This window comes from Methylobacterium platani (assembly GCF_001653715.1).
In the GTDB taxonomy this organism is placed as follows: Bacteria; Pseudomonadota; Alphaproteobacteria; order Rhizobiales; family Beijerinckiaceae; genus Methylobacterium; species Methylobacterium platani.
In genome coordinates, this window is sequence record NZ_LWHQ01000089.1 from 1 (window position 1) to 25,235 (window position 25,235).

Annotated in this window: 20 protein-coding genes, 1 tRNA gene and 1 rRNA gene; 16 read left to right on the forward strand and 6 right to left on the reverse strand. The window is 71.9% G+C overall.

Features of this window, described 5'->3' with window-relative positions:
- Positions 1-113: ribosomal RNA gene (gene rrf / locus A5481_RS30330) — 5S ribosomal RNA — on the forward strand; the annotation flags it as partial.
- 130 nt (positions 114-243) lie between these two features.
- On the opposite strand, the gene A5481_RS30335 is transcribed toward rrf, so the two are convergent.
- A complete protein-coding gene (locus A5481_RS30335) occupies positions 244-1,074 on the reverse strand; it encodes an IclR family transcriptional regulator (RefSeq protein ID WP_048436838.1) in 831 nt (276 codons plus the stop codon).
- Positions 1,075-1,230: 156 nt separating this feature from the next.
- On the opposite strand from A5481_RS30335, the gene A5481_RS30340 reads away from it, so the two are divergent.
- From A5481_RS30340 to A5481_RS30385, 10 genes are all read left to right on the forward strand, one after another.
- Positions 1,231-1,920, forward strand: a complete 690-nt coding sequence (locus tag A5481_RS30340; protein WP_048436839.1) for an SDR family NAD(P)-dependent oxidoreductase — start codon at positions 1,231-1,233, stop codon at positions 1,918-1,920.
- Positions 1,917-2,207: a (2Fe-2S)-binding protein gene (locus tag A5481_RS30345; protein WP_048436840.1), complete on the forward strand. Its 291-nt coding sequence runs from the start codon at positions 1,917-1,919 to the stop codon at positions 2,205-2,207. The genes A5481_RS30340 and A5481_RS30345 overlap by 4 nt, the downstream gene beginning before the upstream one ends.
- A complete protein-coding gene (locus A5481_RS30350; protein WP_048436841.1) occupies positions 2,200-3,576 on the forward strand; it encodes an FAD/NAD(P)-dependent oxidoreductase in 1,377 nt (458 codons plus the stop codon). Before A5481_RS30345 ends, A5481_RS30350 begins: the two co-directional genes overlap by 8 nt.
- A complete protein-coding gene (locus A5481_RS30355; protein ID WP_156312116.1) occupies positions 3,576-4,724 on the forward strand; it encodes an NAD(P)/FAD-dependent oxidoreductase in 1,149 nt (382 codons plus the stop codon). Before A5481_RS30350 ends, A5481_RS30355 begins: the two co-directional genes overlap by 1 nt.
- 36 nt (positions 4,725-4,760) lie before the next feature.
- Positions 4,761-6,317: an ABC transporter substrate-binding protein gene (locus A5481_RS30360; RefSeq protein ID WP_053082577.1), complete on the forward strand. Its 1,557-nt coding sequence runs from the start codon at positions 4,761-4,763 to the stop codon at positions 6,315-6,317.
- Positions 6,318-6,465: 148 nt separating this feature from the next.
- Positions 6,466-7,407 carry an ABC transporter permease gene (locus A5481_RS30365; protein WP_048436567.1) on the forward strand — a complete coding sequence of 314 codons (942 nt, stop codon included), beginning with the start codon at positions 6,466-6,468 and terminating at the stop codon, positions 7,405-7,407.
- Complete coding sequence (locus A5481_RS30370) at positions 7,404-8,258, forward strand: ABC transporter permease (protein ID WP_048436566.1); 855 nt, start codon at positions 7,404-7,406, stop codon at positions 8,256-8,258. The genes A5481_RS30365 and A5481_RS30370 overlap by 4 nt, the downstream gene beginning before the upstream one ends.
- Complete coding sequence (locus A5481_RS30375) at positions 8,255-9,238, forward strand: ABC transporter ATP-binding protein (protein ID WP_048436565.1); 984 nt, start codon at positions 8,255-8,257, stop codon at positions 9,236-9,238. Before A5481_RS30370 ends, A5481_RS30375 begins: the two co-directional genes overlap by 4 nt.
- On the forward strand, positions 9,235-10,209 hold the full coding sequence (locus A5481_RS30380) for an ABC transporter ATP-binding protein (RefSeq protein ID WP_197514270.1): 975 nt from the start codon (positions 9,235-9,237) through the stop codon (positions 10,207-10,209). Before A5481_RS30375 ends, A5481_RS30380 begins: the two co-directional genes overlap by 4 nt.
- Positions 10,210-10,288: 79 nt before the next feature.
- The gene (locus A5481_RS30385) at positions 10,289-10,717 is read left to right on the forward strand and encodes a hypothetical protein (RefSeq protein WP_048436563.1); all 429 of its coding nucleotides are present in this window, start codon (positions 10,289-10,291) and stop codon (positions 10,715-10,717) included.
- Between the two features lie 178 nt (positions 10,718-10,895).
- On the opposite strand, the gene A5481_RS30390 is transcribed toward A5481_RS30385, so the two are convergent.
- The 4 genes from A5481_RS30390 to A5481_RS30405 all read right to left on the reverse strand — a co-directional run bounded on the left by A5481_RS30390 (position 10,896) and on the right by A5481_RS30405 (position 17,951).
- Entirely contained in the window at positions 10,896-13,211 is a 2,316-nt protein-coding gene (locus A5481_RS30390) for a xanthine dehydrogenase family protein molybdopterin-binding subunit (protein ID WP_048436562.1), read from the reverse strand.
- Between the two features lie 275 nt (positions 13,212-13,486).
- Complete coding sequence (locus A5481_RS30395) at positions 13,487-15,235, reverse strand: response regulator (RefSeq protein ID WP_048436561.1); 1,749 nt, start codon at positions 15,233-15,235, stop codon at positions 13,487-13,489.
- Positions 15,228-15,689 (reverse strand): response regulator, encoded by a 462-nt coding sequence (locus tag A5481_RS30400; protein WP_048436560.1) that lies wholly within the window; start codon positions 15,687-15,689, stop codon positions 15,228-15,230. Before A5481_RS30400 ends, A5481_RS30395 begins: the two co-directional genes overlap by 8 nt.
- A gap of 9 nt (positions 15,690-15,698) precedes the next feature.
- Positions 15,699-17,951 carry an ATP-binding protein gene (locus tag A5481_RS30405; protein WP_048436559.1) on the reverse strand — a complete coding sequence of 751 codons (2,253 nt, stop codon included), beginning with the start codon at positions 17,949-17,951 and terminating at the stop codon, positions 15,699-15,701.
- Positions 17,952-18,507: 556 nt separating this feature from the next.
- On the opposite strand from A5481_RS30405, the gene A5481_RS30410 reads away from it, so the two are divergent.
- The 5 genes from A5481_RS30410 (at position 18,508) to A5481_RS30430 (ending at position 24,992) form a co-directional block, all read left to right on the forward strand.
- Positions 18,508-19,431 carry a LysR family transcriptional regulator gene (locus A5481_RS30410; RefSeq protein WP_156311951.1) on the forward strand — a complete coding sequence of 308 codons (924 nt, stop codon included), beginning with the start codon at positions 18,508-18,510 and terminating at the stop codon, positions 19,429-19,431.
- Positions 19,432-19,553: 122 nt separating this feature from the next.
- The gene (locus tag A5481_RS30415) at positions 19,554-20,747 is read left to right on the forward strand and encodes a CaiB/BaiF CoA transferase family protein (RefSeq protein WP_048435345.1); all 1,194 of its coding nucleotides are present in this window, start codon (positions 19,554-19,556) and stop codon (positions 20,745-20,747) included.
- Positions 20,744-21,664, forward strand: coding sequence for a hydroxymethylglutaryl-CoA lyase (locus A5481_RS30420; protein ID WP_048435344.1), 921 nt, complete (start codon positions 20,744-20,746; stop codon positions 21,662-21,664). Before A5481_RS30415 ends, A5481_RS30420 begins: the two co-directional genes overlap by 4 nt.
- Positions 21,665-21,787: 123 nt before the next feature.
- Entirely contained in the window at positions 21,788-23,110 is a 1,323-nt protein-coding gene (locus tag A5481_RS30425; RefSeq protein ID WP_048437152.1) for an MFS transporter, read from the forward strand.
- A gap of 241 nt (positions 23,111-23,351) precedes the next feature.
- Positions 23,352-24,992 (forward strand): flavin-containing monooxygenase, encoded by a 1,641-nt coding sequence (locus A5481_RS30430; protein WP_048437153.1) that lies wholly within the window; start codon positions 23,352-23,354, stop codon positions 24,990-24,992.
- A 55-nt stretch (positions 24,993-25,047) separates the two neighbouring features.
- Here A5481_RS30430 and A5481_RS30435 read toward each other — a convergent pair.
- A tRNA-Met gene (locus A5481_RS30435) sits at positions 25,048-25,124 on the reverse strand.
- Between the last annotated feature and the right edge of the window lie 111 nt (positions 25,125-25,235).

Consider the following 25,235-nt stretch of genomic DNA (forward strand, 5'->3'; position numbering starts at 1 on the left):
GGTGGTCTGAGCGGGGTGATCAGAACCCGATCCCATCTCGAACTCGGCCGTTAACCGCCCCAGCGCCCATGGTACTGTGTCTCAAGATACGGGAGAGTCGGTCACCGCCAGACCTGCCAAGCACGTACACATTCCCTCGACACGACCTCGACCGAAGAAGCCCGCCAGGCCCAGCGCCCGGCGGGCTTCTTCGCGTTCCGGCCCCTTGGCGTTCGGACCCCTTGGCGTTCTTGCCCCCTCGCCTCACGGCAACGGGCGTTCCATGGCGGCGCCGGCGCGGCGCAGGGTCTCGTCGAACGGGTTCAGGCGCGCCGCGATTCCGGCGGCCTCGCGTCGGAGCATCCCCGCGATGGCGTCGCGGCGCTCGCCGGCGAGGCGATCGACCGTGCTGCCGACGCTCAACGCCGCCACCGCCCGGCCGTCGGCATCGAGGATCGGGACGCCGAGCCCGGCCATGCCGGGGATCAGCCCGGAGGCGGCGGCGCAGTAGCCGAGGTCGCGGGTGCGGGCGATCTCGGTGTGCAGAAACGCCTCGTCGAGGCTCGTCGCGTCGCGCATCCGGGGCAGGTTGTAGCGGATCACCGCCTCCTGCTCGTCCGCCGGCAGATGCGCCAGGATCGCCATCGCGCCCTGCCCCAGGCCGAGCATCACCCGGCCGCCGATATCGCCGGTGAACGAGCGGATCGGCAGCGGGCCCGCCGTGCGGTCGATGCAGACGGCCTCGTAGCCGCTGCGCACCAGGAGAAAGACGGTCTCGCCCAGTGCGCCGGTGAGGCGCAGCAGAGCCGGCCGGGCGAGGTCGCGCAGGCCCAGCGGGTTGCCGGCCTTCGCGGCGAGCCGGAACAGCCCGAGGCCGAGCCGGTAGGTCTTCGCCGCCGGATCGACGTCGACCAGATCCTCGGCCACCAGGGCCCGCAGCAGCCGCAGGGCGGTCGGTGCCGGTAGCCCGGCCGCCTCGGCGAGCACGCTCAACCGGGCGCCTCCGGTTCCCGCCTCGCCGAGGTGGCGCAGCAGCCCGGCGATCCGGGCCGGTCCGGATCGGTCTGGCGATTTCTCCTTCGCCGCCTCTGTCATCGGTATCTCGCCCCTGATTTTCATTCAATGAAATAATGTCGGCAAAATCGTTCGCCTGTCGAAATAGCTGTTGCCCAAGCCGTGGCGACGTTCAATCCTTCGCGTCGCAATCGATGGGGCTTTCGATGCGGCGATCGTCCGTGGAGCGGGGTGGCGATGCTTGAGCCGGCGGGGCGCGTCGCGATGGTGTCCGGCGCCGCGCGCGGGATCGGGCGGGCGGTCGCCGAGCGGCTGGCCGGTGCCGGCTACCGGATCGGGGCCGGCCTGCGCGACCCCCGCCGCGCCCCGGCCGAATGGCATGCCTGCCGCTATGACGCCGAGGAGGCCGGAAGCGCCGAGGCCTGGGTCGCCGCGACGGTGGCGGAGTTCGGCCGGGTCGACGTGCTGGTGAATGCCGCCGGCATCAACCCGATGGCCCGTTTCCTCGACCCGGACGAGACCGCGTTCGACGCCCTGGTCGCCGTCAACGTCAAGGGACCGATGCGGGCGATCCGGGCGGCCTGGCCGCACCTCGTCGCGTCGGGCTCCGGGCGGATCGTCAATCTCGCCTCGCTCTCCGGCAAGCGGGTGCGCAACGACAATGCCGGCTACGCGATGACGAAGGCCGCGCTCGTCAGCCTCACCCAGGCCGTGCGGCGCGAGGGCTGGGAGCACGGCATCCGGGCCACCGCCTTCTGCCCGGGCTTCGTCGACACCGACATGACCGCGCACGTCACCACGCAGCCGCGCGCGCTGATGAGCCGGCCGGAGGACATCGCGGCGCTGATCGAGACCCTGGTCCGGCTGCCGAACACCGCGAGCGTCGCCGAGTTGCTGCTGAACTGCCGGCACGAGGACATGCTGTGAGCGGGCTGTTCCACCGCCTCGCGACGCGCCCGGGAGCCGCCATCCCCTTCACGATCGACGGGATGTCGGCCGAGGCGCGGGCGGGGGACCTCCTGATCGCCGCGATCCTGCTGCACCGGCACTCCTTGCGCCGGTTCGAGTTCGGGTCCGGCGAGCGGGCGGGCTACTGCCTGATGGGCGCCTGCCAGGATTGCTGGGTGACCCTGGCGGATGGGCGGCGCCTGCGCGCCTGCACCACCCCGGTCGAGCCCGGCATGGCGGTGATCACGGGAGGCGGCGATGCCTGAGCCGAGGGTCGCGATCGTCGGGGCCGGCCCGGCCGGCCTGCGGGCCGCGCAGGTTCTGGCCGAGGCGTCTTTACGCCCGCTCCTCGTCGACGAGGGTCACCGCGCGGGCGGGCAGATCTACCGCCGGCCGCCGCCCGGCGCCGAGCGGCCCGCCGCCGCACTCTACGGGTTCGAGGCCGGCCGGGCGCAGGCCCTGCACGATCTCGCCGACGCGCTGGCGCCGCGGGTCGACTACCGGCCCGGCACGACGGTGTGGGGGATCGCGCCGCGGGACCCCGACGGCTTCGACCTCGAGTGCCTCGGGCCCGACGGACACGGCCGGATCGCGGCCGACCGGCTGGTCCTCGCCACGGGCGCCATGGATCGCACCCTGCCCTTCCCGGGCTGGACCCTGCCCGGCGTGTTCACCCTCGGGGCGGCGCAGATCGCCCTCAAGGCGCAGGGCATGGCGATCGGCCGGCGCGTCGCCCTCGTCGGGGCCGGGCCGCTCCTGCCGCTCGTCGCCCATCAATACGCGAAAGCCGGCGCGACCGTCGTCGCGGTGCTCGACGTCACGCCGCTCGCCGCGAAGGTGAAGGCGGCGCCGCGCCTCGCCGCCGTGCCGGCCACCCTGGCCAAGGGCGTCTGGTACACGATGCGGGGCGCCCTGCGTCGGCAGCCGGTCCGCTCCGGCGTGCGGGCGATCGCGGTCGAGGGTGCGGCGCGGGTCGAGGCCCTGGCCTTCGAGGATGCAGCCGGCCGCCGGCACCGGGTGGCGTGCGACGCGGTCGGCGCCTCGTTCGGGCTGCGCAGCGAGGCGCAGGCCGCCGATCTCGCCGGCTGCCGCTTCGCCTTCGAGCCGGTGACGCGGCAATGGCAGCCGGAGCGCTCGGGCCAAGGCCGGTCCTCGCTGCCGCACGTGTACCTGGCCGGCGACGGTAGCGGCATCGGCGGCGCGGACGTCGCCGAGCTGCAGGGCGAGCGCACGGCGCTCACGCTGCTCGCCGATCTCGGCCGGCCGCGCGACCCCGCGCGGGAGGCGCACCTCGACCGGCGTCTCGCCCGGCAGGCGGGTTTTCGCGCGGCCTTGGAGGCCGCCTATCCCTATCCGCACCACCTCGTCGAGGGCATCGCCGACGACGAGATCGTCTGCCGCTGCGAGGGCATCACCGCGGGCGCGATCCGCCGGACCGCGACCGAGCGGGACGCAAGCGAGATGAACCGGCTGAAGGCGCTGACCCGGACCGGGATGGGCCGCTGCCAGGGCCGGGTCTGCGGCCACGCCGCGGCGGAGATCCTGGCCCGTACCCTCGACGTGCCCGTCGAGACGGTCGGCCGCCTGCGCGGGCAGGCGCCGATCAAGCCGATCCCGCTGCGGGAGCCGGCCTGATGCAGCGCCTCACCGTCGACGTCGCGATCATCGGCGGCGGCACCGCCGCCTGCGCGGCCGCCGTCGCGCTCCGGGAGGCCGGCCTCACCGTCGCCGTGCTGGAGAAGCGCCTGTGCGGCGGCGGCGCCAGCGGGGTGAATTTCGGCGGCGTGCGCCAGCAGGGCCGCGATCTCGCGGAGTTGCCGCTGTCGCGCCGCTCGCGCGTGCTGTGGGACGGCTTGAGCGCCAAGCTCTCCGAGGATGTCGGGTTCGAGGCGACCGGTCACATCAAGCTCGCCCGCTCCGAATCCGACATGGCGGTGCTGGAGGCCTACGCCCGCGACGCGGCCGGGCACGGGCTCGACCTCCAGCTCCTCGGCCCGAACGCGCTCAGGGCCGAGATGCCGTGGCTCGGCCCGGCGGTCGTCGGCGCCTCGCTGTCGCCGACCGACGGCCAGGCCAATCCGCGGGTGGTGGGGCCCGCCTTCGCGCGGCTCGCCCGGCGGCTGGGCGCGGAGGTGTGCGAGCACGCGCCGGTGCGCCACGCGGCCCGTGACGGCGCCGGCTTCACGATCGAGGCCGAGGGCGTGAGCGTGCGGAGCCGCCATCTCGTCAACGCGGCCGGCGCCTATGGCGGCACGGTGGCGGGCTGGTTCGGCGAGGCGGCGCCCGTTGCCCCGCTCGCTCCCAACATGGTGGTGACCGAGCCCCTGGCGCCCCTCGTCACCCGCTCGATCGGGGTCGTCGGCGGCGACGTCTACCTGCGCCAGACCCGGCGCGGCAACGTCGTGCTCGGCGGCGGGCGCGGCACGGCGGACATCGCCGACGGCCTCGCCCGGCCGGTCGCGGCGACCTCGCTCGGCGCCATGGGCAAGACCCTGACGCTGATCCCGGACCTCGCCCACGCCCAGGTCATCCGCAGCTGGAGCGGCCTCGACGGCGAGATGCCGGACCACATCCCGGTCATCGGACCGTCCGGCACCACGCCCGGCCTGGTTCATGCTTTCGGCTTCTCCGGCCACGGCTTTCAGCTCGGCCCGGTCGTCGGCGAGATCCTGGCGGAACTCGTGACGACGGGCCGCTCCGCCTCTCCCCTCCATCCGTTCCGGATCGAGCGCTTCGCCGGGTGGCGCGGCCCGTTCCGGTCGGAGGGCGAGATCGAACACTGACGCATCTCGAGAAGCCATCCAGGGGGATCACCACGAATGAGACGCTTCCTCTTCGCCGCCGTCGCCCTGGTGGCCGCCGGGCCGATCCTGACGCAGGGAGCCGCGGCCCAGGCGCCGGGCAAGACGCTGACCATCGGCATGGCGGCGGCCGACATCAGCCAGCTCGATCCGTTCCGGGCCACCAGCACCCAGGACAAGCCGGTGGTGTCGTGGATCTTCAACGGCCTGGTGCGCTTCAAGCCCGGCTCGACCAGCCTCGAGACCCTGGAACCGGACCTCGCCGAATCCTGGACCCGCTCCGACGACGGCCGGACCTGGACCTTCTCCTTGCGAAAAGGGGTCAAGTTCCACGGCGGCTACGGCGAGATGACCGCCGACGACGTGGTGTTCTCGTTGAAGCGCGCCGCCGATCCCAAATCCTCGTCGTTCTCGACCGACTACGCCGCCTTCGACACGGTCGAGGCGGTCGATCCCTACACGGTCAGGATCACCCTCAAGCATCCGGTGCCGTCGCTGCTCGGGCTCGTGGCGAACTACCACGGCGGCAACGTGCTCAGCCGCAAGGCGGTCGAGGCCCTCGGCAACGACTTCCGCTTGAAGCCCATCGGCACCGGGCCCTTCGCCTTCGCCGAGTACAAGCCGAACGAGAGCGTGCGGCTGACCGCGAACCCGGACTATTTCCGCGGCAAGCCGAAGCTCGGCGGCATCCTCTACCGGTTGATCCCGGCCGACGCCGCCCGCGACCTCGCCTTCACCTCGGGCGAACTCGACGTGGTCTACGGCCGCCAGGACCAGCGCTGGGCCGAGCGGTTCGGCCGCGAGCCCGACGTCTCGGTCGACATCGTGCGGCCGGCGGAGCTCGCGCTGCTCCACCTCAACATCAGCCACAAGCCGCTCGACGACGTGCGGGTACGCCGGGCGGTGGCCGCCGCGATCAGCCAGGCGCAGATCGTCCAGTTCAAGGGCGCGAGCGTCACCGAGCCGGCGGTGTCGATCATCCCGAAGGGCTATCTCGGCACCGACGACAAGGCGCCGCTGCCAGCCTACGATCCGGCGAAGGCCAAGGCGCTGCTGGCCGAGGCCGGCCACCCGAACGGCATCACCATCACGGCGGTGCAGACCAGCCTGCCGACCATGCTGACCGCGATGCAGATCGTGCAGGGCCAGCTCAAGAAGGCGGGAATCGAGCTCAAGCTCGACGTGGTCGACCACCAGACCTACCACGCCCAGATCCGCAAGGACCTCTCGGACGTGGTCTACTACGCCGCGGCGCGCTTCCCCGTCGCCGACACCTACCTGACCCAGTTCTTCGATTCGGCCTCGACGGTGAACACGCCGACCGCCGTGACGAACTTCTCCCATTGCAACGCGGCGGATGCCGAGATCCGGGCGGCGCGGACCGAGCCCGATCCGGAAAAGCAGAAGGCCCTGTGGAAGACGGCGCAAGCCAAGATCATCGAGCAGGTCTGCGCCGTGCCGCTCTCGGAAGGGTTGCAGGTCTGGGCGCACAAGAAGACGGTCGATTACGGGTACGACTTCAAGGGCGCGATTCACCTGGGTCCGGTGATCACGGAAGCGACGGACAAGAAGTAACGGGCATTCCCCTCCCCCCTGTGGGGAGGGGTTAGGGGTGGGGGTGGTGCAGGAGGCACCGCCCCGCTCAAGGCGGTACCACCCCCACCTCCGGCTCCTCCCCACAAGGGGGAGGAGAGATGCCCACTCCAACTCCCCGGGCCCGCCCATGCTCCAGTTCATCCTCAAGCGCCTCCTGCTCGCGGTGCCGACGCTGGTGGCGGTGCTGACCGTGGTGTTCGTGCTCGTGCGGGTGGTCCCGGGCGATCCGACCATCGTGATCCTCGGCGACCAGGCGAGCGAATCCGCCCGGGCCGACCTGCGGGGCAAGCTCGGGCTCGATAAGCCGATCGTCGTCCAGTACCTCGCCTTCATGGGCCAGATCGCCACCGGCGACATCGGCCGCTCGCTCACCACCAACCGGCCGGTGCTGGAGGACGTCGCGCACGTCCTGCCCTACACGATCGAGCTGACGCTCGCGGCGATCGCGATCGGGGTCGGGGTGGGCGTGCCCCTCGGCGTGGTGGCGGCCCGGCGGCGCGACGGGCTCGCCGACTGGATCGCCCGCATCGTCTCGCTCGCCGGCGTGTCGTTCCCGGCCTTCGTCTCCGGCATCCTGCTGCTGATCGCGTTCGCCGTGCAATTGCGCTGGTTCCCGGTGATCTCGACGCCGCGCACCGGCGGCATCCTCGACCGGCTCGGCGCGCTGGTGCTGCCGGCGCTGAATCTCGGCCTCCTGATGGTCGCCTACGTCACGCGGGTCACCCGCTCCGGCATGCTGAAGGCGCTCGGCGAGGATTACGTCCGCACCGCCCGCGCCAAGGGGATGCCGGCCCGGATCGTGGTCTGGCGCCACGCCTTGCGCAACGTGCTGGTGCCGGTCGTCACCGTGGTCGGGCTCTATCTCGGGGTGCTGATCGGCAACGCGGTGCTGACCGAGATCGTGTTCAACCGCCCGGGCCTCGGCAAGCTGATCGTGACCGCTTTGACCCAGCGCGACTACAGCCTGCTCCAGGGCCTGATGGTCGTCTCCGCCTTCGCCATCGTGGTCGCCAACGTGCTCACCGACATCGCCTACGGCCTCGTCGATCCGCGGGTCTCGGCCCAATGAGCGCGAGCGCCGCTTCCGCCGCCCCGAGCGCCTGGCGCCGGGCCTCCCGCTCGCCGGGCCTGGTGATCGGGCTCGCCACGGTGATCGTCGTCGTCCTGCTGGCGCTCCTGGCGCCCTGGATCGCGCCGTACGATCCCAACGAGCAGGACCCGGTCGCCGCCCTGATGGCGCCGAGCGCCGAGCACTGGTTCGGCACCGACTTCTTCGGCCGCGACGTGCTCTCGCGGGTGATCTGGGGCGCGCGGATCTCGCTCTCGGTCGGCTTCCTCGCCACCGCGGCCGGCGTCGTCGTCGGCACGGTGATCGGCGTCGTCGCGGGGTATTTCGGCGGCTGGACCGACCGGCTCATCACCGCGGCCACCGACGTGATGTTGAGCTTCCCGCAGCTCATCATGGGGCTGATGCTGGTGGCGGTGCTGGGGCCGAGCCTCGGCAACCTGATCCTCGCCATCGCGGTCACCGCCGTGCCGGCCTTCATCCGCATCGCCCGGGGCTCGACGCTCGCGATGCGCCAGCGCGACTTCGTCGATGCCTGCCGGGCGCTCGGCTACTCGGACCTGCGCATCATGTTCGGCCACATCCTGCCCAACATCCTCGACGAGGTGGTGGTGCTGGCATCCCTCTGGCTCGCCACCGCGATCCGTACCGAATCGACCCTCGCCTTCATCGGGCTCGGCGTGCCGCCGCCGACCGCGACTTGGGGCAGCATCGTGCGCGAGGGCTTCGACAACCTCCTCGACGCGCCCTGGCTGTCGATCTTCCCGAGCCTCGCCATCCTCGCGGTGATGATCGGCCTCAACCTGATCGGCGACGGCCTGCGCGACGCCACCGACCCGCGGGGGGCCCCATGACGACCGAGCCTGCACCGGACCTGCTGACCGTCGAGGGGCTGACGACCCAGATCCGCTCCGGCGGCACTTGGTACGACGCGGTGCGCGAGGTGTCGTTCTCGGTCGCCGGGGGCGAGACCCTGGCCCTCGTCGGCGAATCGGGCTGCGGCAAGAGCCTCACCGCGCTCTCGATCATGGGGCTCCTCGCGCCGAAGGTCGGCCGCGTCGCGTCGGGCGCCATCGTGGTCGACGGGACCGACATGCGGGCGGCGAGCGAGAGCCAGCGCGAGGCGATGCGCGGCGACCGCCTGGCGATGATCTTCCAGGAGCCGATGACCTCGCTCAACCCGGTCCTGACGATCGGCTTCCAGATCGCCGAGGCCCTGCGGCGCCATCGCGGCCTGTCGAAGGCGGCGGCGCGGGAGAAGGCGATCGCCCTTCTGGAGCGGGTGCGGGTGCCCTCCGCCGCCGAGCGGATCGACGCCTACCCGCACCAGTTCTCCGGCGGGATGCGCCAGCGGGTGATGATCGCGATGGCGCTCGCCTGCTCGCCCCGGGTGCTGATCGCCGACGAGCCGACGACGGCGCTCGACGTCACCATCCAGGCCCAGGTGCTGGCCCTGCTCGCCGACATCCAGCGCCGTGAGGGGCTGGCGGTGCTGCTCATCACCCACAATCTCGGCGTCGTCGCCTCGGTCGCCGACCGGGTGATGGTGATGTATGGCGGCGACGTGGTCGAGAGCGCGCCGGTGCGCGCCTTCTTCGCCCGCCCCACCCACCCCTACGCCGAGGGACTGCTGAAGGCGATGCCCCGGGTCGACCGGGTGCAGGATCTGGCGGCGATCCCCGGCACGGTGCCGACCCTGCCGGAGATGCCGGAGGGCTGCCGGTTCCAGGGCCGCTGCAGCTTACGCCAGGAGCGCTGCCGCGAGCGGCCGCCGCTGGTGCCGCTCGCGGGCGCGCCCGACCACGCGGTTCGCTGCTGGGTGAGGGCCGCATGATGGCGCCGCTGCTCGAGGTCACGGACCTCTCGAAGACCTTCACCCTCCGCCGCGGCTTCCCGGTGACGAAGACCAGCCTGGTGCGGGCCCTCGACCGGGTGTCGTTCACGGTCGGGCGCGGCGAGGCGCTCGGCATCGTCGGCGAATCGGGCTGCGGCAAGTCCACCACGGCGCGGGTGGCGCTCCGCCTCACCGAGGCCGATGGCGGCGCCGTGCGCTTCGACGGGCAGGACGTGCTCGCCGCACCCCCGAGCGCGCTGCGGCGCCTGCGGCGGCGGATGCAGATCGTGTTCCAGGATCCCGCCTCCTCCCTCGATCCGCGCCAGCGCATCGCCGAGGCGCTCGGCGAGCCGCTTAGGGTCCACGGCCTCGCCCGCGGCGCCGAGGTGCCCGAGCGGGTCGCCGGGCTCCTCGACGAGGTCGGGCTGCCGGCGAGCGCCGCCGCCCGCTTCCCGCACGAATTCTCCGGCGGCCAGCGCCAGCGCATCGGCATCGCCCGGGCGCTGGCGCTCGGGCCCGACCTGATCTTCGCCGACGAGCCGGTCTCGGCCCTCGACGTCTCGGTCCAGGCGCAGATCCTGCGGCTGCTCGAATCGCTGCGGCAGGCCCGCAACCTCGCTTTCGTGTTCATCTCGCACGATCTCGGCGTGGTCCGGCATTTCTGCCAGCGGGTGAGCGTGATGTATCTCGGCCGGGTGGTGGAGAGCGGCCCCGTCGGCCCGCTCTTCGAGGAGCCGCTGCATCCCTACACCCAGCTCCTCAAGGCCTCGTCCCCGGTGCCCGACCCCGAGCGGCCGGTGGCGATGAGCTTCCAGGAGGGCGAGCCGCCCTCGCCGCTCAATCCGCCGGCGGGCTGCCACTTCCACCCCCGCTGCCCGCGCGCCTTCGACCGCTGCCGCGCCGAGGCGCCGGCCTTGCGGCAGGTCGCGCCCGGGCGCTCCGTGGCCTGCCACCTCTACGACCGGGCGTGACGGCGCTATCCCCATCGTCCCCGATTGCTCTAGCTTCCCCGGCGGCGACGAAGCGCCTCGCGAAGGGGGACGACGGACGATGAAGAAGCTTTCGGTGATGGCGGTCGTCGGAGTGGGCCTGATCGGCGCGGTGGGCGGCGCCATGGCTCAGCCCTACGGCGGCCCCGATTACGGCTATCGCGACCGCGGCGACTATCGGGACCGCGAGTACCGCAGTCGCGACGGCGACTACCGCGACCGCGACTATCGGGACCGCCGCGACGATTACGGCCGGCGGGACGACTATCGCGGCCGCGACCGCGATTACGGGTCCCGCGATCGCGACCGGGATTACGGTTCACGCGACCGGGATCGCGGCTCGCGGGACCAGGGTGCCGCCTTCAATGAGCGCGAGTACCTGCGCTGCAACCCGGACGTCGCCCGCGCGGTGCTCGCCGGCAAGATGCAGTCCGGCTACAAGCACTTCCAGGTCCATGGCTTCCGCGAGGGCCGCAAGCTCACCTGCTGAGTCCGGTCCTTCCCTCCGACGAGGCGTCGCCGGGCAGTTCCCGGCGGCGCCTTTTTTCCTTTCCCGACGATTCGGCCGGGACCCGGGACGGCTTGCGGGCGTCAGGTTGCAGTCCCCACGAAAACGGCGCCCGGCCTCTCGGCCGGGCGCCGCATCTATCGGTCCAAGGCAGTCCTCGTCAGGCCGCGGCCGCCTTGCGCAGGGGCGCGAGGGCCGCGAACATCCGCGCCGGGGTCGCCGGCATGTCGATGTCGCGCAGGCCCACGCTGCGGTCGAGGGCGTCGACCACCGCGTTCATGACCGCCGGGCAGGAGCCGATGCTGCCGGCCTCGCCCGCGCCCTTGATGCCCATCGGGTTGGTGGTCGAGGGCACGTTCTTCGTCTCGAAGTGGAAGAACGGCACGTCGCCGGCCCGCGGCATCGCGTAGTCCATGAAGCTCGCGGTGAGGAGCTGGCCTTCCGCATCGTAGACCGTGCGCTCGTGCAGCGCCTGGCCGATGCCCTGCACCACCCCGCCATGGACCTGGCCGGCGAGGAGCAGCGGGTTCACCACGATGCCGAAATCGTCGCAGACGGTGTAGCGCACGATCTCGGTGATGCCGGTATCGGGGTCGATCTCGACCTCGGCGACGTGGGTTCCGTTCGGATAGGTCGCGCTCGGCGGCACGAAGTCGCCCTGCCCGGTCCGCATCGCCTCGGTGGCCTTCGGCAGGCTGGCGATCGCCGCGAAGTCGATCGACCGGTCGGTGCCGGCGACGCGCACCGCGCCCTCGGCGATCTCGAGGTCCTGCACACCGGCCTCCAGCTCCTCGGAGGCGAGCTCCTTCAGCTTGCCGGCGAGGTTCTGCGACGCCGCCCCCACCGAGATGCCGCCGACGGGGATCGAGCGCGAGCCGCCGGTGCCGGCGCCCGTGGCGACCCGGTCGGTGTCGCCCTGCACCACCCGGATCCGCTCCAGCGGCAGGTCGAGATGCTCGGCCGCGAACTGGGCGTAGGCCGTGGCGTGGCCCTGGCCGTTCGACTGGGTGCCGACATAGACCGTCGCGCCGCCGTCCTGGTCGAGGGTGATCTTGACGTCCTCGCCCTCGCCCCAGGCGGTGCACTCGATGTAGGTGGCGAGCCCGATGCCGCGCACGAGACCCTTGGCGCGGGATTCCGCGGCGCGGGCCTCGAAGCCGGCCCAGTCCGAGGCCTCGACGGCGCGGCCCATATGGCCGGCGAAGTCGCCGGTGTCGTAGGTGCGGTCGCCGATCGGCGTGGTGTAGGGCATCGCGCTCGGCGGGATGAAGTTGCGCCGGCGGATCTCGGCCGGCGACATCCCGGTCTCCCGCGCCGCCCGGTCGACCAGGCGCTCGATCAGGTAGGCGGCCTCCGGCCGCCCGGCGCCGCGATAGGCGTCGACCGGCACGGTGTTGGTGTAGATGCCGCGCACCCGGACGAATACCGCCGGGGTCTTGTAGACGCCGGTCAGCATCGTCGCGCCGAGATACGGGATGTAGGGCCCGTACTGCGACAGGTAGGCGCCGAGATCGCCGATCACGTCGAAGCGCATGGCGAGGAAGGTGCCGTCGGCATCGAGCGCCACCTCGCCGACCGAGAGGTTGTCGCGGCCCTGCGTGCAGGCGACGAAGTGCTCGCCGCGCTCCGAGACCCACTTCACGGGCTTGCCGAGACGGCGCGCGGCTTCCGCCGCCAGGGGATACTCGCGGTAGGTGAAGGTCTTGGTGCCGAAGCCGCCGCCGACATCGCCGGTGACGACCCGGATCTGGTCCTTCTCGATCCCGAGCACGCCCGTCAGGGTCTTGCGCAGGCCGTGCACGCCCTGGCTCGGGATGGTGAGGGTGAAGCGCTTCGTGCCCGCGTCGTACTCGGCGACGACGCTGCGGGTCTCCATGTAGTTGGTGACGAGGCGCTGGTTCTCGACCTCGACCTTCACCACCTTGGCGGCCTTGGCGAAGGCGGCGTCGACCGGAGCCTTGTCGCCCATGGTCGAGTCGAACGAGATGTTGTCCGGCTGCTCGTCCCACACCGCGGTCGCGCCGCCCGCGATGGCGCCGCGGATGCCGACGACGGCCGGCAGAACCTCGTAGTCGATGCCGATCGCCTCGACGGCGTCGCGGGCCTGGGCCACCGTGTCGGCGACCACGAAGGCGACGGCGTCGCCGATGTGCTTCGCCGTGCCCTTGGCGAGCAGCGGAATGTTGGCGACGTGGTTCTGGCTGCCGTCGCCGTTCGGCAGCGGCGCCTGGCACTTGATGTCGGTGAGGTTGGCGACGTCCTCGGCGGTCAGCACGAGGTGTACGCCGGGCATCGCCCGGGCGGCGTCGAGATCGGTGACGGTGAATTTCGCGTGGGCGTGCGGGCTGCGCAGCAGGGCCGCGTGCAGGCAGCCCTCGGGGGCGTGGTCGTCGCCGTAATGGCCCTCGCCGGTGATCAGGCGACGATCCTCGACCCGGCGCAGCGGCTGGCCGAGTCCGAACTTGGTCACTGTCATGGGAACCTCGCGGTGGGGAGCGGACGCTGGGACGATGCGAGGATGCCGGCGGCGTGACGGCGGGCGTTCGGCGCGGCATCGGCGGCCGGAACGGCGGCGCGAGCTTGCGAGCGGAACGGGAGCGACGGGGCTCCTGCCATGCCGGGCTTTCCTCCGAAGGACTGGCCGAGCATGCGAGCCGATCCTTATCGAGGCGGACCGTAGCATGCCGGATCGGAGGCGTCTGCGGCGCTGCTTGACGCGGCGCGCCGAAGCCCGATCGCGACTGTTCCGGATCACACTGGCCGACGCGCGGCCCCGCCGGTCACCAGCTTCAGCTCCGGCCGCGGCCGGGTCCCGAGGATCGACGCGACCTTGCGCTCGAGATCCTCGCCGCGGAACGGCTTCTGCACCACCCGGTCGTCGCCGCCGGCATCGACCTGCGCCAGGGCGGTGTGGTCGGCGTAGCCGGTGACGAACAGGATCTGGATCTGCGGCCAGCGTTGCCGGATCACGGTCGCGACCTCGACGCCGTTCATGCCCGGCATCGCGAAATCGAGCACCGCGAGGTCGACGCAGGCATCGGCCTCCAGCGCCTGGATCGCCGCGAGGCCCGACCCCGCCTCGCGGATCGCGTAGCCGGCCTCGCCGAGGCGCGTCGTCGTGATGTCGCGCACGGCGCTGTCGTCGTCGACGACGAGCACCACCCGCCGGTCGCCGGGGCTGCGGGCCGAGGCGCAGTCGAGCTCGACCGGGCGTGTCTCGGGCGCGGCGGTCCCGGCGGCGGTCCGCGGCAGGTAGACCCGCACCGAGGTGCCCTCGCCGTCCCGCGTGTCGATGCGCACCCCGCCGCCCGACTGCTTGGCGAAGCCGTAGACCTGGGCGAGGCCGAGGCCGGAGCCCTTGCCGACCTCCTTGGTGGTGAAGAACGGCTCGAACACCCGGGCCAGCACGTCGGCCGGGATGCCGGTGCCGGTGTCGCTCACCGCCACCATGGCGTAGTCGCCCGGGCTCGGCTCCTCGGCCCGGGTCGGGGCGGCGTCGAGCTGCACGTTGGCGGTCTCGATCGTCAGGCAGCCGCCGACCGCCATCGCGTCGCGGGCGTTGATGGCGAGGTTGAGGATGATGAGCTCGATCTGGGTCGCGTCGACGAGGGCGGGCCACAGGTCGGGCTGCAGCGTCATCTCGATGCGGACCGAGCCGCCCATCGAGCTCTGCAGCAGGTCGCGCATCGACGCGACGGTCTGGTTGAGCTGCACCGGCACCGGCGCGAGCTTCTGGCGGCGCGAGAAGGCGAGGAGCTGGGCGGTGAGCCGGGCGCCGCGCTCGGCCGCGCCCCGCATCATGTCGAGGCGGCGCTTCGAGCGCTCGTCGACGACCGCGCGCTCCAGGAACTCGATGTTGCCGGCGATCACCGTCAGGAGGTTGTTGAAGTCGTGGGCGACGCCGCTGGTGAGCTGGCCGACCGCCTCGAGGCGCTGGGCCTGGCGCAGGGCCCCCTCGACCCGCTCGCGCTCCGCGATCTGGTGCTGGAGCGCCCGGTTGGCCTCGGCGAGCTCCCGCGTCCGCTCGGCGACGCGCTGCTCCAGGGATTCGTTCAGGTCGCGCAGGGCCTGCTCGGCGGCGCGGCGCCGGATGTGGGCGCGGGCCTCCGAGAGCGCGCGCAGGATGACCCGCGGCAGCCGGTCGAGGCGCTGCTTGGTCACGTAGTCGGTGGCGCCGTGCTTGAGCGCCTCTACCGCCACGTCCTCCCCGAGGGTGCCGGAGACGAACACGAACGGGATCCCGGGGCAGTTCCGGCGCGCGGTGGCGAGGGCGCTCATCCCGTCGAAGGCCGGCAGGACGTAGTCGGCCAGGATGATGTCGTGGCACGCCTGCGCGGTCGCGGCCGCGAAGGCGTGGCGGGTGATCACCCGGTCGGTCGCGACGGTGAGGCCTGCATCCTCCAGGACCGCCGCGAGCAGCTCCGCATCGAGGTCGCTGTCCTCGAGGAGCAGGATGCGCAAGGGGGCTTCGCCGTCCTCCGGCGCCGTCGCCTCAGGCACCGGAGGCCCAGTCCGACCGGTGGGGCGGCGGCTCGTTGAGCACGGCCCAGAACACGCCGAGATCCTGGATCGCCTCGAAGAACTCCTTGAAGCCGACCGGCTTCACCACGAAGGCGTTCACCCCGAGCTGGTAGGAGCGGACGAGGTCGCTCTCCTCCCGCGACGAGGTCAGCATCACGATCGGGATCGCCCGCATCCGCGGATCGCCCTTCACCGCCGCCAGCACCTCGAGCCCGTCGACCTTCGGCAGCTTCAGGTCGAGCAGCACCACCGCCGGATCCTGCACCGGCCGGTCCGCGTGCGGGCCCTGGCGGCGCAGGAAGTCCAGCGCCTCGGCGCCGTCGCGGCAGATGACGATCTTGTTCGCCAGCTGGCTCTTCTCGAGCGCCGCGAGGGTCAGCTCGATGTCGTTGGGATTGTCCTCGACGAGGAGGATCGGCTTCAGGTCGGCCATCGCGCCCTCCTACCTGACGGGAAGCGTGAAGTGAAACGTCGCACCGTGTCCCAGGTCGCCTTCGGCCCAGACCTGCCCGCCGTGACGTTCGACGATGCGGCGGACATTGGCGAGCCCGATCCCGGTCCCCTCGAACTCCTCGACCCGGTGCAGGCGCTGGAACACGCCGAACAGCTTGTTGACGTAGGCCATGTCGAAGCCGACGCCGTTGTCGCGCACGCAGAACACCGCCTCGGCCTCGCGGTCCGCCTCGCGCACCACCTCGATCAGCGCCTCGGGCCGGCCGCGGGTGTACTTGACGGCGTTCGACAGCAGGTTCTCGATCACCAGCCGCATCATCACCGGGTCGGCTTGGACCCGGCCGAGGGGACCGACCTGCCAGCGGATCGCCCGCTCGAGCGGGATGTCGCGGATCATCTTCCGGCGCACGTCCTCGACGAGCTGGTTCATGTCGCAGGGGATGCGGTTGAGGGCGTTGCGGCCCATCTGCGAGAAGGTCAGCAGGTTGTCGACGAGGGTGCCGGCGGAGAACGCCGCCTCGATGATGGTGTCGACGTAGCGGCGCCCGCGGTCGGAGAACTTCTCGCCCTCGCGCGAGCGCAGGAGCTCGGCATAGCCGACGATGTGCCGGAACGGCGCCCGCAGGTCGTGGCTGACCGAGTAGGAGAAGGCCTCGAGCTCCTTGTTCGAGCGCTGCAGCTCCTCGGTGAGCGCCGCCAGCTCCTCGGCCCGGCGCAGCACGATGCCGAGCACCGCGGCGCGCAGGTCCTTGGCGGCGTCGATCTCCGGCCCCGACCACGGCAGCGAGCGGCCCTGCACCGTCTCCTTCCAGGTCTCGAAGGATTGGCGCGGGTGCAGCCGGTCGGGGCCGCCGTCCGGGTCCTTGGTGGCGGCCTTGGTCGGGTCGCCGCCCCAGCGCACGGTCTGGATCACCTCCGGCCTGAACCACAGCACGTAGCTGGCGTATTTCTCCGAGATCGAGATCGCCAGGAGCCCGCTGGCGCTGTCGGCGATGGTGCGGGCTGGCGGGTATTCGTCGCCCAGGGCGTCGGTGACGTGGACCGCCTCGCCGGCATGCTCGGCCGAGAGCCACTCGTAGACCGCGCGGACCTGCCGCTCGGAGGGGGTGCGCCCCATGAGGTGGCAGCGCTGGCCGGTGACGATCGCCGCGCCCCCGGCGCCGGTGAGGGCCAGGACGTCCTCGGGGTGCTTGAGGAAGCCTTCGACGAAGTTCTCCTCCTCGGCCATGAAGGCGAGGAGGCGGGCCTGGATCGCCCCGAGTGCCAGGCGCTGCTCGGCGAGCGCGCCGCGCTCCTTGGCGGCGAGTTGCAACGCGAAGGTCTGGGTGAGGATGTCGCAGGCGTTGCGGGTCTGCAGCGGCACCCGCCGCGGGGTCTTGTTGTGGCAGGAGATCAGGCCCCACAGCGCGCCCTCGACCAGGATCGAGATCGACATCGAGGCCGCCGTGCCCATGTTGCGCATGTACTCGACGTGGACCGGCGAGACGCTGCGCAGGACGGACTGGCTGAGGTCGAGCGGCGCCCCGGTCGACGGGGTCAGGAGCGGCACGATCGGCACCGGCTCGTAGGCCGCGTCCGGGATGATGCGCAGGCGGTTGCGGCGGTAGAGCTCCCGCGCCTGGGCCGGGATGTCGGAGGCCGGCCAGCGCAGGTCGAGGTAGGAGGGCAGCACGCCGTTGCCGTCCTCGGCCACGACGGTGCCGTTCCAGTCCCGGTCGAACCGGTAGACCAGGGCGCGGTCGAACCCGGTGAGCAGGCGGATGTCGGCGGCAAGCAGCCCGCACAGGTCCTCGACGCTCACGGCGCCGTGCAGGGCCTCGATGAAGGCGCGCAGCCGCGGATAGAGGGTGTCGAGGCCGCCGGCCCCGTTCTCGCCGGTGCTCTCCTCGAATTCGAGCACCGTGAGGGCGCCGGAGCGGTGGGCCGCGAGATCGTAGGTCCGGGGCCCCGCGGCGGTCCGGAGGGTCAGCGCGCCGAGATAGGCCGCGCCGTCGCGGCCGAGCTGGGTCGCCAGCGCCGCGACGACCGCCTCGCTCACCTCCGGCAGCGCCTCCCGCAGGGGGCGGCCGTGGGCCCGGCCGGCCGGGCGTTCCGGAAGGTCGGGCAGGTTGGCGCTCGCCTGGACGATGCGCAGGTCCGGTCCCTCGAGCGCCAGCAGGAAGCCGTGCGGCTGCAGCGTGCCGAGGATATGGATCGGCTCCCTGTCGCAGGCCGTCAGTTCCGCCGGTTGCACAGACCGCATCGCCGTCCTCGCCCTCGTGCCGATCGGACCGGACACGATCCCGACTCCGCGCACCTTAGGGGAAGGCGGGGATTCCCGCCAGTGCGGGAAACCGGCGCGGCGCGGCGGGCAACCCAGTTTCCGAGATCGTCCCGACCTACCGTAAGCCTCCGCCTTCCTCGCCGACCAATAAGTCGTCTCGAATCATTACGCCGACATCGATAGCAGGACCTGGCAGGAGGCATGATGAACTTGGCGCCTCTCGTCAGGTGACACCGGATGTCGTCGCACGATCGTTCCCTGCGCGCCGGTAACGACGTCAGTCCCCGCATGGCGGAACCCGGCCGGCGGGATGCGGGGCGGCCCGGACCTGCCGCGAATCGCCGATCGACCCGGGCGCTCCGATTCGGGGATCGGACGGCGTATCCCCGGTCCGGTGGGCTTCGGCGCGGCCATCTGCCATGCTCGTCGGCCGGGGCGGCGCGCTCGCCGCCGGTCGAGCGCGTCCGGCCGGGCCTCCCCCCGCCCGCGAACCCGCCCGCCCCGAGATCCGACGGTGCCCCAGGGAGAGTAGGCCATTCCCGACGACCTGCCCGCCCCGGGCCTCCTGAACCGCCTCGACCTCAAGACGCTGCGGCTGTTCGCGGCGATCTGCGAGGAGGGTACGCTCAACGGCGCGGCCCGGGCCGCCGCGATCGCGCCTTCCGCGGTGAGCAAGCGCCTGGCCGAGCTGGAGCAGACCCTGGGCTGCATCCTGCTCACCCGCGAGCCGAGGGGCATGCGCCCGACCCCGGCGGGCGAGACGCTGCTGCACCACACCCGCCGCATGCTGGCGAGCGCCGAGCAGATCGCCCTCGAACTCGCCGAGCACGCCAAGGGGGTGCGCGGCATCGTCCGGATGCTCGCCAACCTCTCGGCGATCGTGCAGTTCCTGCCCGAGGACCTGCGCGCCTTCCTGGCGCGGCAGGGCGCGATCAAGATCGACCTCGAGGAGCGGCCGAGCGGCGGGGTGATCCGCGGCGTCGCCGAGGGCGCGGCCGAGATCGGGATCTGCTCGGGCAGCGTCGCCGCCCTCGACCTGCGCTCCACCCTCTACCGGCGCGACCGGCTCGTCCTGGTGATGCGGCCCGAGCATCCCCTCGCCGGGCGGGCCGGCATCGCCTTCGCGGAGGCGCTCGGCTACGATTTCATCGGCCTGCACGCCCAGAGCTCGATCTACGACAGCGTCCGGGCCGAGGCGCAGCGGATCGGCCGCCCGTTGCGGCTGCGGGTGCACGTGCCGGGCTTCGACGCGGTCTGCCGCATGGTCCAGGCGGATATGGGCCTCGGCGTCGTCCCCGAGCAGGTCTTCGGCCTCATCGGCGGCGCGATGCAGCTCGCCGCGGTGCCGCTCTCCGACCCCTGGGCGGCGCGCGCGCTCAACATCGTCACGCGCCCCGGCACCCTCTCGCCGGCGGCCGGCCTCCTCGTCGCGCACCTGACGCAGCGATCCGGCGCCTGAGCCCCGCCCTGCCCTCGCCCTGCGTTCTCCTGGGGAGAACGCTCGCTGGCGAGATACGGTTGGATCCGCGCCGCGTCCGGCAAATATAACGCCCGCAATCATACCGACAGGGAGTCGACGCCATGAGCGGACCGCTCGCGGGCATTCGCGTTCTGGAACTCGGCCAGTTGATCGCCGCGCCCTTCGCCACCCGCCTGATGGCCGAGTTCGGCGCCGAGGTGATCAAGGTCGAGCCGCCCGGCGAGGGCGATCCCCTGCGCAAGTGGCGCAAGATGCACGAGGGCACCTCGCTCTGGTGGTACCTGCAGTCGCGCAACAAGAAGTCGATCGCCGTCAACCTGAAGTCGCCGGACGGCCTCGCGATCGTCAAGCAGCTGGCGGAAGGCGCCGACGTCGTCGTCGAGAACTTCCGGCCCGGCGGGCTCGAGAAGCTCGGCCTCGGCTGGGACGTGCTGTCGGCGCTGAACCCGAACCTCGTGATGGTCCGCATCTCCGGCTACGGCCAGACCGGGCCCTACCGCGACCGGCCCGGCTTCGGGGCGATCGGCGAGTCGATGGGCGGCATCCGCTTCACCACCGGCGATCCGAGCACCCCGCCGGCCCGCGTCGGCGTCAGCATCGGCGACACGCTCGCCTCGCTCCACGGCGTCATCGGCGCCCTGATGGCGCTGCTGCGGGTGAAGACCGGCCAGGGCGCCGGCCAGGTGATCGACGTCTCGCTCGTCGAGAGCGTGTTCAACGTCATGGAGAGCCTGGTGCCGGAATACGACCTGCTGGGCGAGGTCCGCACCCGCACCGGCGGCGCCCTGCCCGGCATCACGCCCTCGAACACCTATCCGACCAAGGATGGCGGCTTCGTCGTCATCGCCGGCAACAGCGACCCGATCTTCCGCCGCCTGATGACCGCGATCGGCCGGCCCGACCTCGCCGAGAACCCGGATTTCCGCAACAACGACGGCCGCTCCAGGCAGGCCGCGATGCTCGACGGCGTCATCACCGGCTGGACGAGGAGCCTGACGGTGACGGAAGCGCTCGAGGTGCTGGAGGCCGCCGAGGTGCCGGCCGGCCGGATCTACTCGGTGGCCGACATCGTCGCCGACCCGCATTACAACGCCCGCGACATGATCCTCGAGGCCGACCTGCCCGGCGACACGCGGGTCAAGATGCCCGGCATCGTGCCGAAGCTCTCCGAGACGCCGGGCGCCGTGCGCTGGCAGGGTCCGGCGCTCGGCGCCCACACCGATTCGGTGCTCGCCGATCTCGGCTTCGACGAGGCCGGCATCGCGGCGCTTCGCCGGAAGGGAGCCGTCGCGTGAGCCGGATCGTCATCCAGGAGGTCGCGACCCGCGACGGGTTCCAGATCGAGCCGGCCTTCGTGCCGACCGCGGAGAAGATCCGGCTGATCGACGCGCTGTCGCAAGCCGGCTTTTCCCGCATCGAGGTCTCGTCCTTCGTCTCGCCGAAGGCGGTCCCGGCGCTCGCCGACGCGGCCGAGGTGTTTTCGGGGATCGCCCGCCGGCCCGGCACGACCTACGTCGCCCTCGTCCCGAACCCGAAGGGCGCCGAGCGGGCGCTCGCGGCGCGCGCCGACGAGATCAACCTCGTCGCCTCGGTGAGCGAGACCCACAACCGCGCCAATATGGGCATGACTCCGGAGGCCTCGATCCAGGGCTTTGCCGCGATCATGGCGTCCGTGCGCGGGCAGGTGAGCGTCAACGCCACCGCGGCGACCGCCTTCGGCTGCCCGTTCGAGGGCGTCCAGCCGGAGGACGAGGTGCTGGCCCAGGTCGAGCGCTACCTGGCGCTCGGGGTCGACGGGGTGACGCTCGCCGACACCACCGGCATGGCCAACCCGCGCCAGGTCGCCCGCCTCGTCGCCCGGGTGCTGCCCCTGGTCGGGGCCGAGCGCCTGACGCTGCACTTCCACAACACCCGCGGCTGCGGCCTCGCCAACGTGCTCGCCGCCTACGATGCCGGCGCGCGCCGGTTCGACGCGGCGCTCGGCGGCCTCGGCGGCTGCCCGTTCGCGCCCGGTGCCACCGGCAACATCTGCACCGAGGACCTCGCCAGCATGGCCGAGGAGATGGGCCTGTCGACGGGGCTCGACCTCGACGCGCTCATCGCCCTCTCCCGCGACCTCCCCCGCCTCGTCGGCCACGACGGGCCGGGCCAGGTCGCCAAGGCCGGCCGGCCGCGCGACCTCCACCCGGCCCCGCCGCTCAAGGCGGCCTGACGCCCACGGCAGGCCGCCCGCGAGAAGGCGGCCCCGCGACCCTCGCGACGCACCAGCCCCGCCCGCGCCCCGGGCGAAGGCTCCCCCATGCCCGCAGACAGCACCACGCCCGGAGGAAACCCCATGGCCATCGCCACCGCCGGCCCGGTCGCCGGCACCGAGACGCTCACCGAGGCCGGCATCGTCCGCAAGGTCGCCTGGCGGCTGATGCCGCTGATCATGATCTGCTACCTGTTCGCGTTCTTCGACCGGATCAACATCAGCTTCGCCAAGTTCCAGCTCCAGAGCGACCTCGGCTTCAGCAACGTCGCCTACGGCCTCGGCGCGAGCATGTTCGTGGTCGGCTACGTGATCTTCGAGGTGCCGTCGAACCTCGCCCTCTACCGGGTCGGGGCGCGGCGCTGGATCGCCCGGATCATGATCTCGTGGGGCATCGCCACCGCGCTGATGATCGTCATCCGCACCGAGTGGCACTTCTACGTCCTGCGCTTCCTGATCGGCGCGATGGAGGCCGGTTTCGCCCCCGGCATCCTGTACTACCTCACCCTGTGGTTCCCGGCCTCGTTTCGCGGCCGCATCACCTCGTTCATGTTCGTCGCCTCGGCCTTCGCCGGCATCGTCGGCGCGCCGGTGGCCGGGCTGATCCTCGGCGGGCTCAACGGCGTCGCGGGCCTCGCCGGCTGGCAGTGGCTCTTCCTCGCCGGCGGCCTGCCCTGCCTGATCCTCGGCGCCCTGGTGCTCACCCGCCTCGACGACCGGATCGCCGACGCGCGCTGGCTCTCGCCCGCGGAGAAGGACCTCCTGTCCTCGCGCATCGCCCACCACAACCACGGCATCGGCGACCACTCGCTCTGGGGGGCGATCAAGCAGCCGGGCTTCCTGCTCATCGCCCTCGTCTACTTCCTGCTCCAGGTCGGCTCCTACGGCCTCAACTTCTGGGGGCCGGACCTGATCAAGACCGCGAGCGGCGGAGCCGCCGCCTCGGTCGGCTTCCTGACCGCGATTCCCTACATCTGCGGCGCGGTCAGCATGATCGTGATCGGGCGCCTGTCGGACGCCTCGGGCGAGCGGCCGAAATTCGTCGCCGGCCTCGCGGTCGCGGCGGCGGCGGGCTTCTTCCTCGCCGGCCTGTTCGACAAGCAGATCGTGCCCCTGATGATCGCCCTGGCGCTGCTCGGCTCCGGCATCGTCGCGTCGATCCCGACCTTCTGGACCCTGCCGGCGAAGCTCGTCACCGGCGTCGGCGCGGCGGGCGGCATCGCGCTCATCAACACGCTCGGCCAATTCGGCGGCATCGTCAGCCCGGTGATGGTCGGCTGGGTCAAGGACCTCACCGGCTCCACGACGCCGGCGCTCTACGGCATCGGCTGTCTCTGCCTCGTCGCCGCCGGCCTCCTGCTCTTCGCGATGCCCGAGAGCCTGCGCCGCAACGATCGCGGCGCGTGATACCGCCGCGCCGTCGAGCGGATGCGTTCGAGGGCGCGAGGGGATGCCGGCGCGGGCGGCGGTCTCGGCTCCCGATCTCCTCTCATGGGTGGCGCGCGCCGGATGGGCTTGGTCGGTCCCCGCGGCGCGGGCTAGCCTCGGCCGACGGGCTCCCGGTCACGCCATGACCGCGGGAGCCCGCCATCACGGAAGCCGGGCGCCGAGGGGCGCGACGGTCTCCGGACAGGGAGACGCCGACGCCATGACAGAGCCACACGCGGCAGAACCACCGGACGCATCCCGGCCCGTCCGCCGCTTCGACGCGATCATCGTCGGGGCCGGGTTCTCCGGCCTGTACCAGCTGCACCTGCTGCGCGACCGGCTCGGCCTGTCGGTACGGGTGCTGGAGGCGGCCGAGGGCATCGGCGGCACCTGGTACTGGAACCGCTATCCGGGGGCGCGCTGCGATTCCGAGAGCTACTACTATTCCTACTCGTTCTCGCGCGAGCTCGAGGAGGAGTGGGACTGGAGCGAGCGCTACCCCGAGCACGGCGAGATCCGCCGCTACCTCGACCACGTCGCCGACCGCTTCGATCTCCGGCGCGACATCCAGCTCGGCACCCGCGTCGCCGGCGCCGCCTACGACGAGGCCGCCAACCGCTGGACCGTCACCACGGAAGGCGGCGAGCGGTTCGAGGCCCGGTTCCTGATCACCGCCGTCGGCTGCCTGTCGAGCGCCAACGTGCCGGCGATCTCGGGCCTCGAGCGCTTTGCGGGCGCCTGGTACCATACCGGCCGCTGGCCGCACGAGGGCGTCGACTTTTCCGGCAAGCGCGTCGGGCTGATCGGCACCGGCTCGACCGGGATCCAGGCCGCGCCCGTGATCGCCGCGCAGGCCGCGCATCTCACGGTATTCCAGCGCACCGCCAATTACAGCGTGCCGGCCCGCAACGGCCCGATGGACGACGAGTTCAAGGCCTGGGTGCGCGAGAATTCCTCGGAGCTGCGCGCCAAGGCCCGCGCGGCGCCGAACGGCCATCCCTTCGACTTCTCCGACCGCTCCGCCTTCGACGTCTCGCCCCAGGAGCGAGAGGCGATCTACGAGGCGGCCTGGGAGCGCGGCGGCCTGCGCTTCCGCGCCGCCTTCCGCGACATCATGCTCGACAAGGACGCCAACGAGACCGCCTCGGCGTTCATCCGGGAGAAGATCCGCAGCATCGTCGCCGACCCGACGACGGCGGAGGCGCTCACGCCGCGCGACCACCTGTTCGCGACCAAGCGACCGCCGATCGACACGCATTACTTCGAGACCTTCAACCGCCCGAACGTCACGCTGGTCGACCTGAAGGCGACGCCGATCGCCGCGATCGTGCCGGAGGGCGTGCGCACCGCGGACGCGACCTACCCCCTCGACGTCATCGTCTTCGCCACCGGCTTCGACGCCCTGACCGGCCCCCTCCTCGCCCTCGACATCCGGGGCCGCGACGGTCTTGCGCTCAAGGACGTGTGGGCGGCGGGCCCGACGAGCTATCTCGGCCTGCAGGTGCCGGGCTTCCCGAACCTGTTCACCATGACCGGCCCGGGCAGCCCCTCGGTGCTCACCAACATGCCGGTGGCGATCGAGCAGCATGCCGAATGGATCGCCGACTGCCTCGCATTCTTGCGCGAGCGCGGTCTCGACCGGATCGAGGCGAAGCCGGACGCGGCGGAATTCTGGGGCGCGGAGGTGAACCGGGCGGCGTCCGCTACCCTGCTGCCGATGGCGAGCAGCTCGTGGTACCTGGGCGCCAACGTGCCGGGCAAGCCGCGGGTGTTCATGCCTTATGCCGGCGGCATGGCGCATTACCGCGGCATCTGCGACCGCATCGCCGCGGACGGCTACGAGGGTTTCGTGATGCGCTGACGCCGACACGACGAAAACCCCCGCCGGGCGCGCCCGGCGGGGGTTTTCGTGTGGTTGGTTGCGGGGACAGGATTTGAACCTGTGACCTTCAGGTTATGAGCCTGACGAGCTACCGGGCTGCTCCACCCCGCGCCAGGGTGTTGTCGCGATGAGGGAAGGTGTGACGTGCTTGGCAGGTCTGGCGGTGACCGACTCTCCCGTGTCTTGAGACACAGTACCATAGGCGCTGGGGCGGTTAACGGC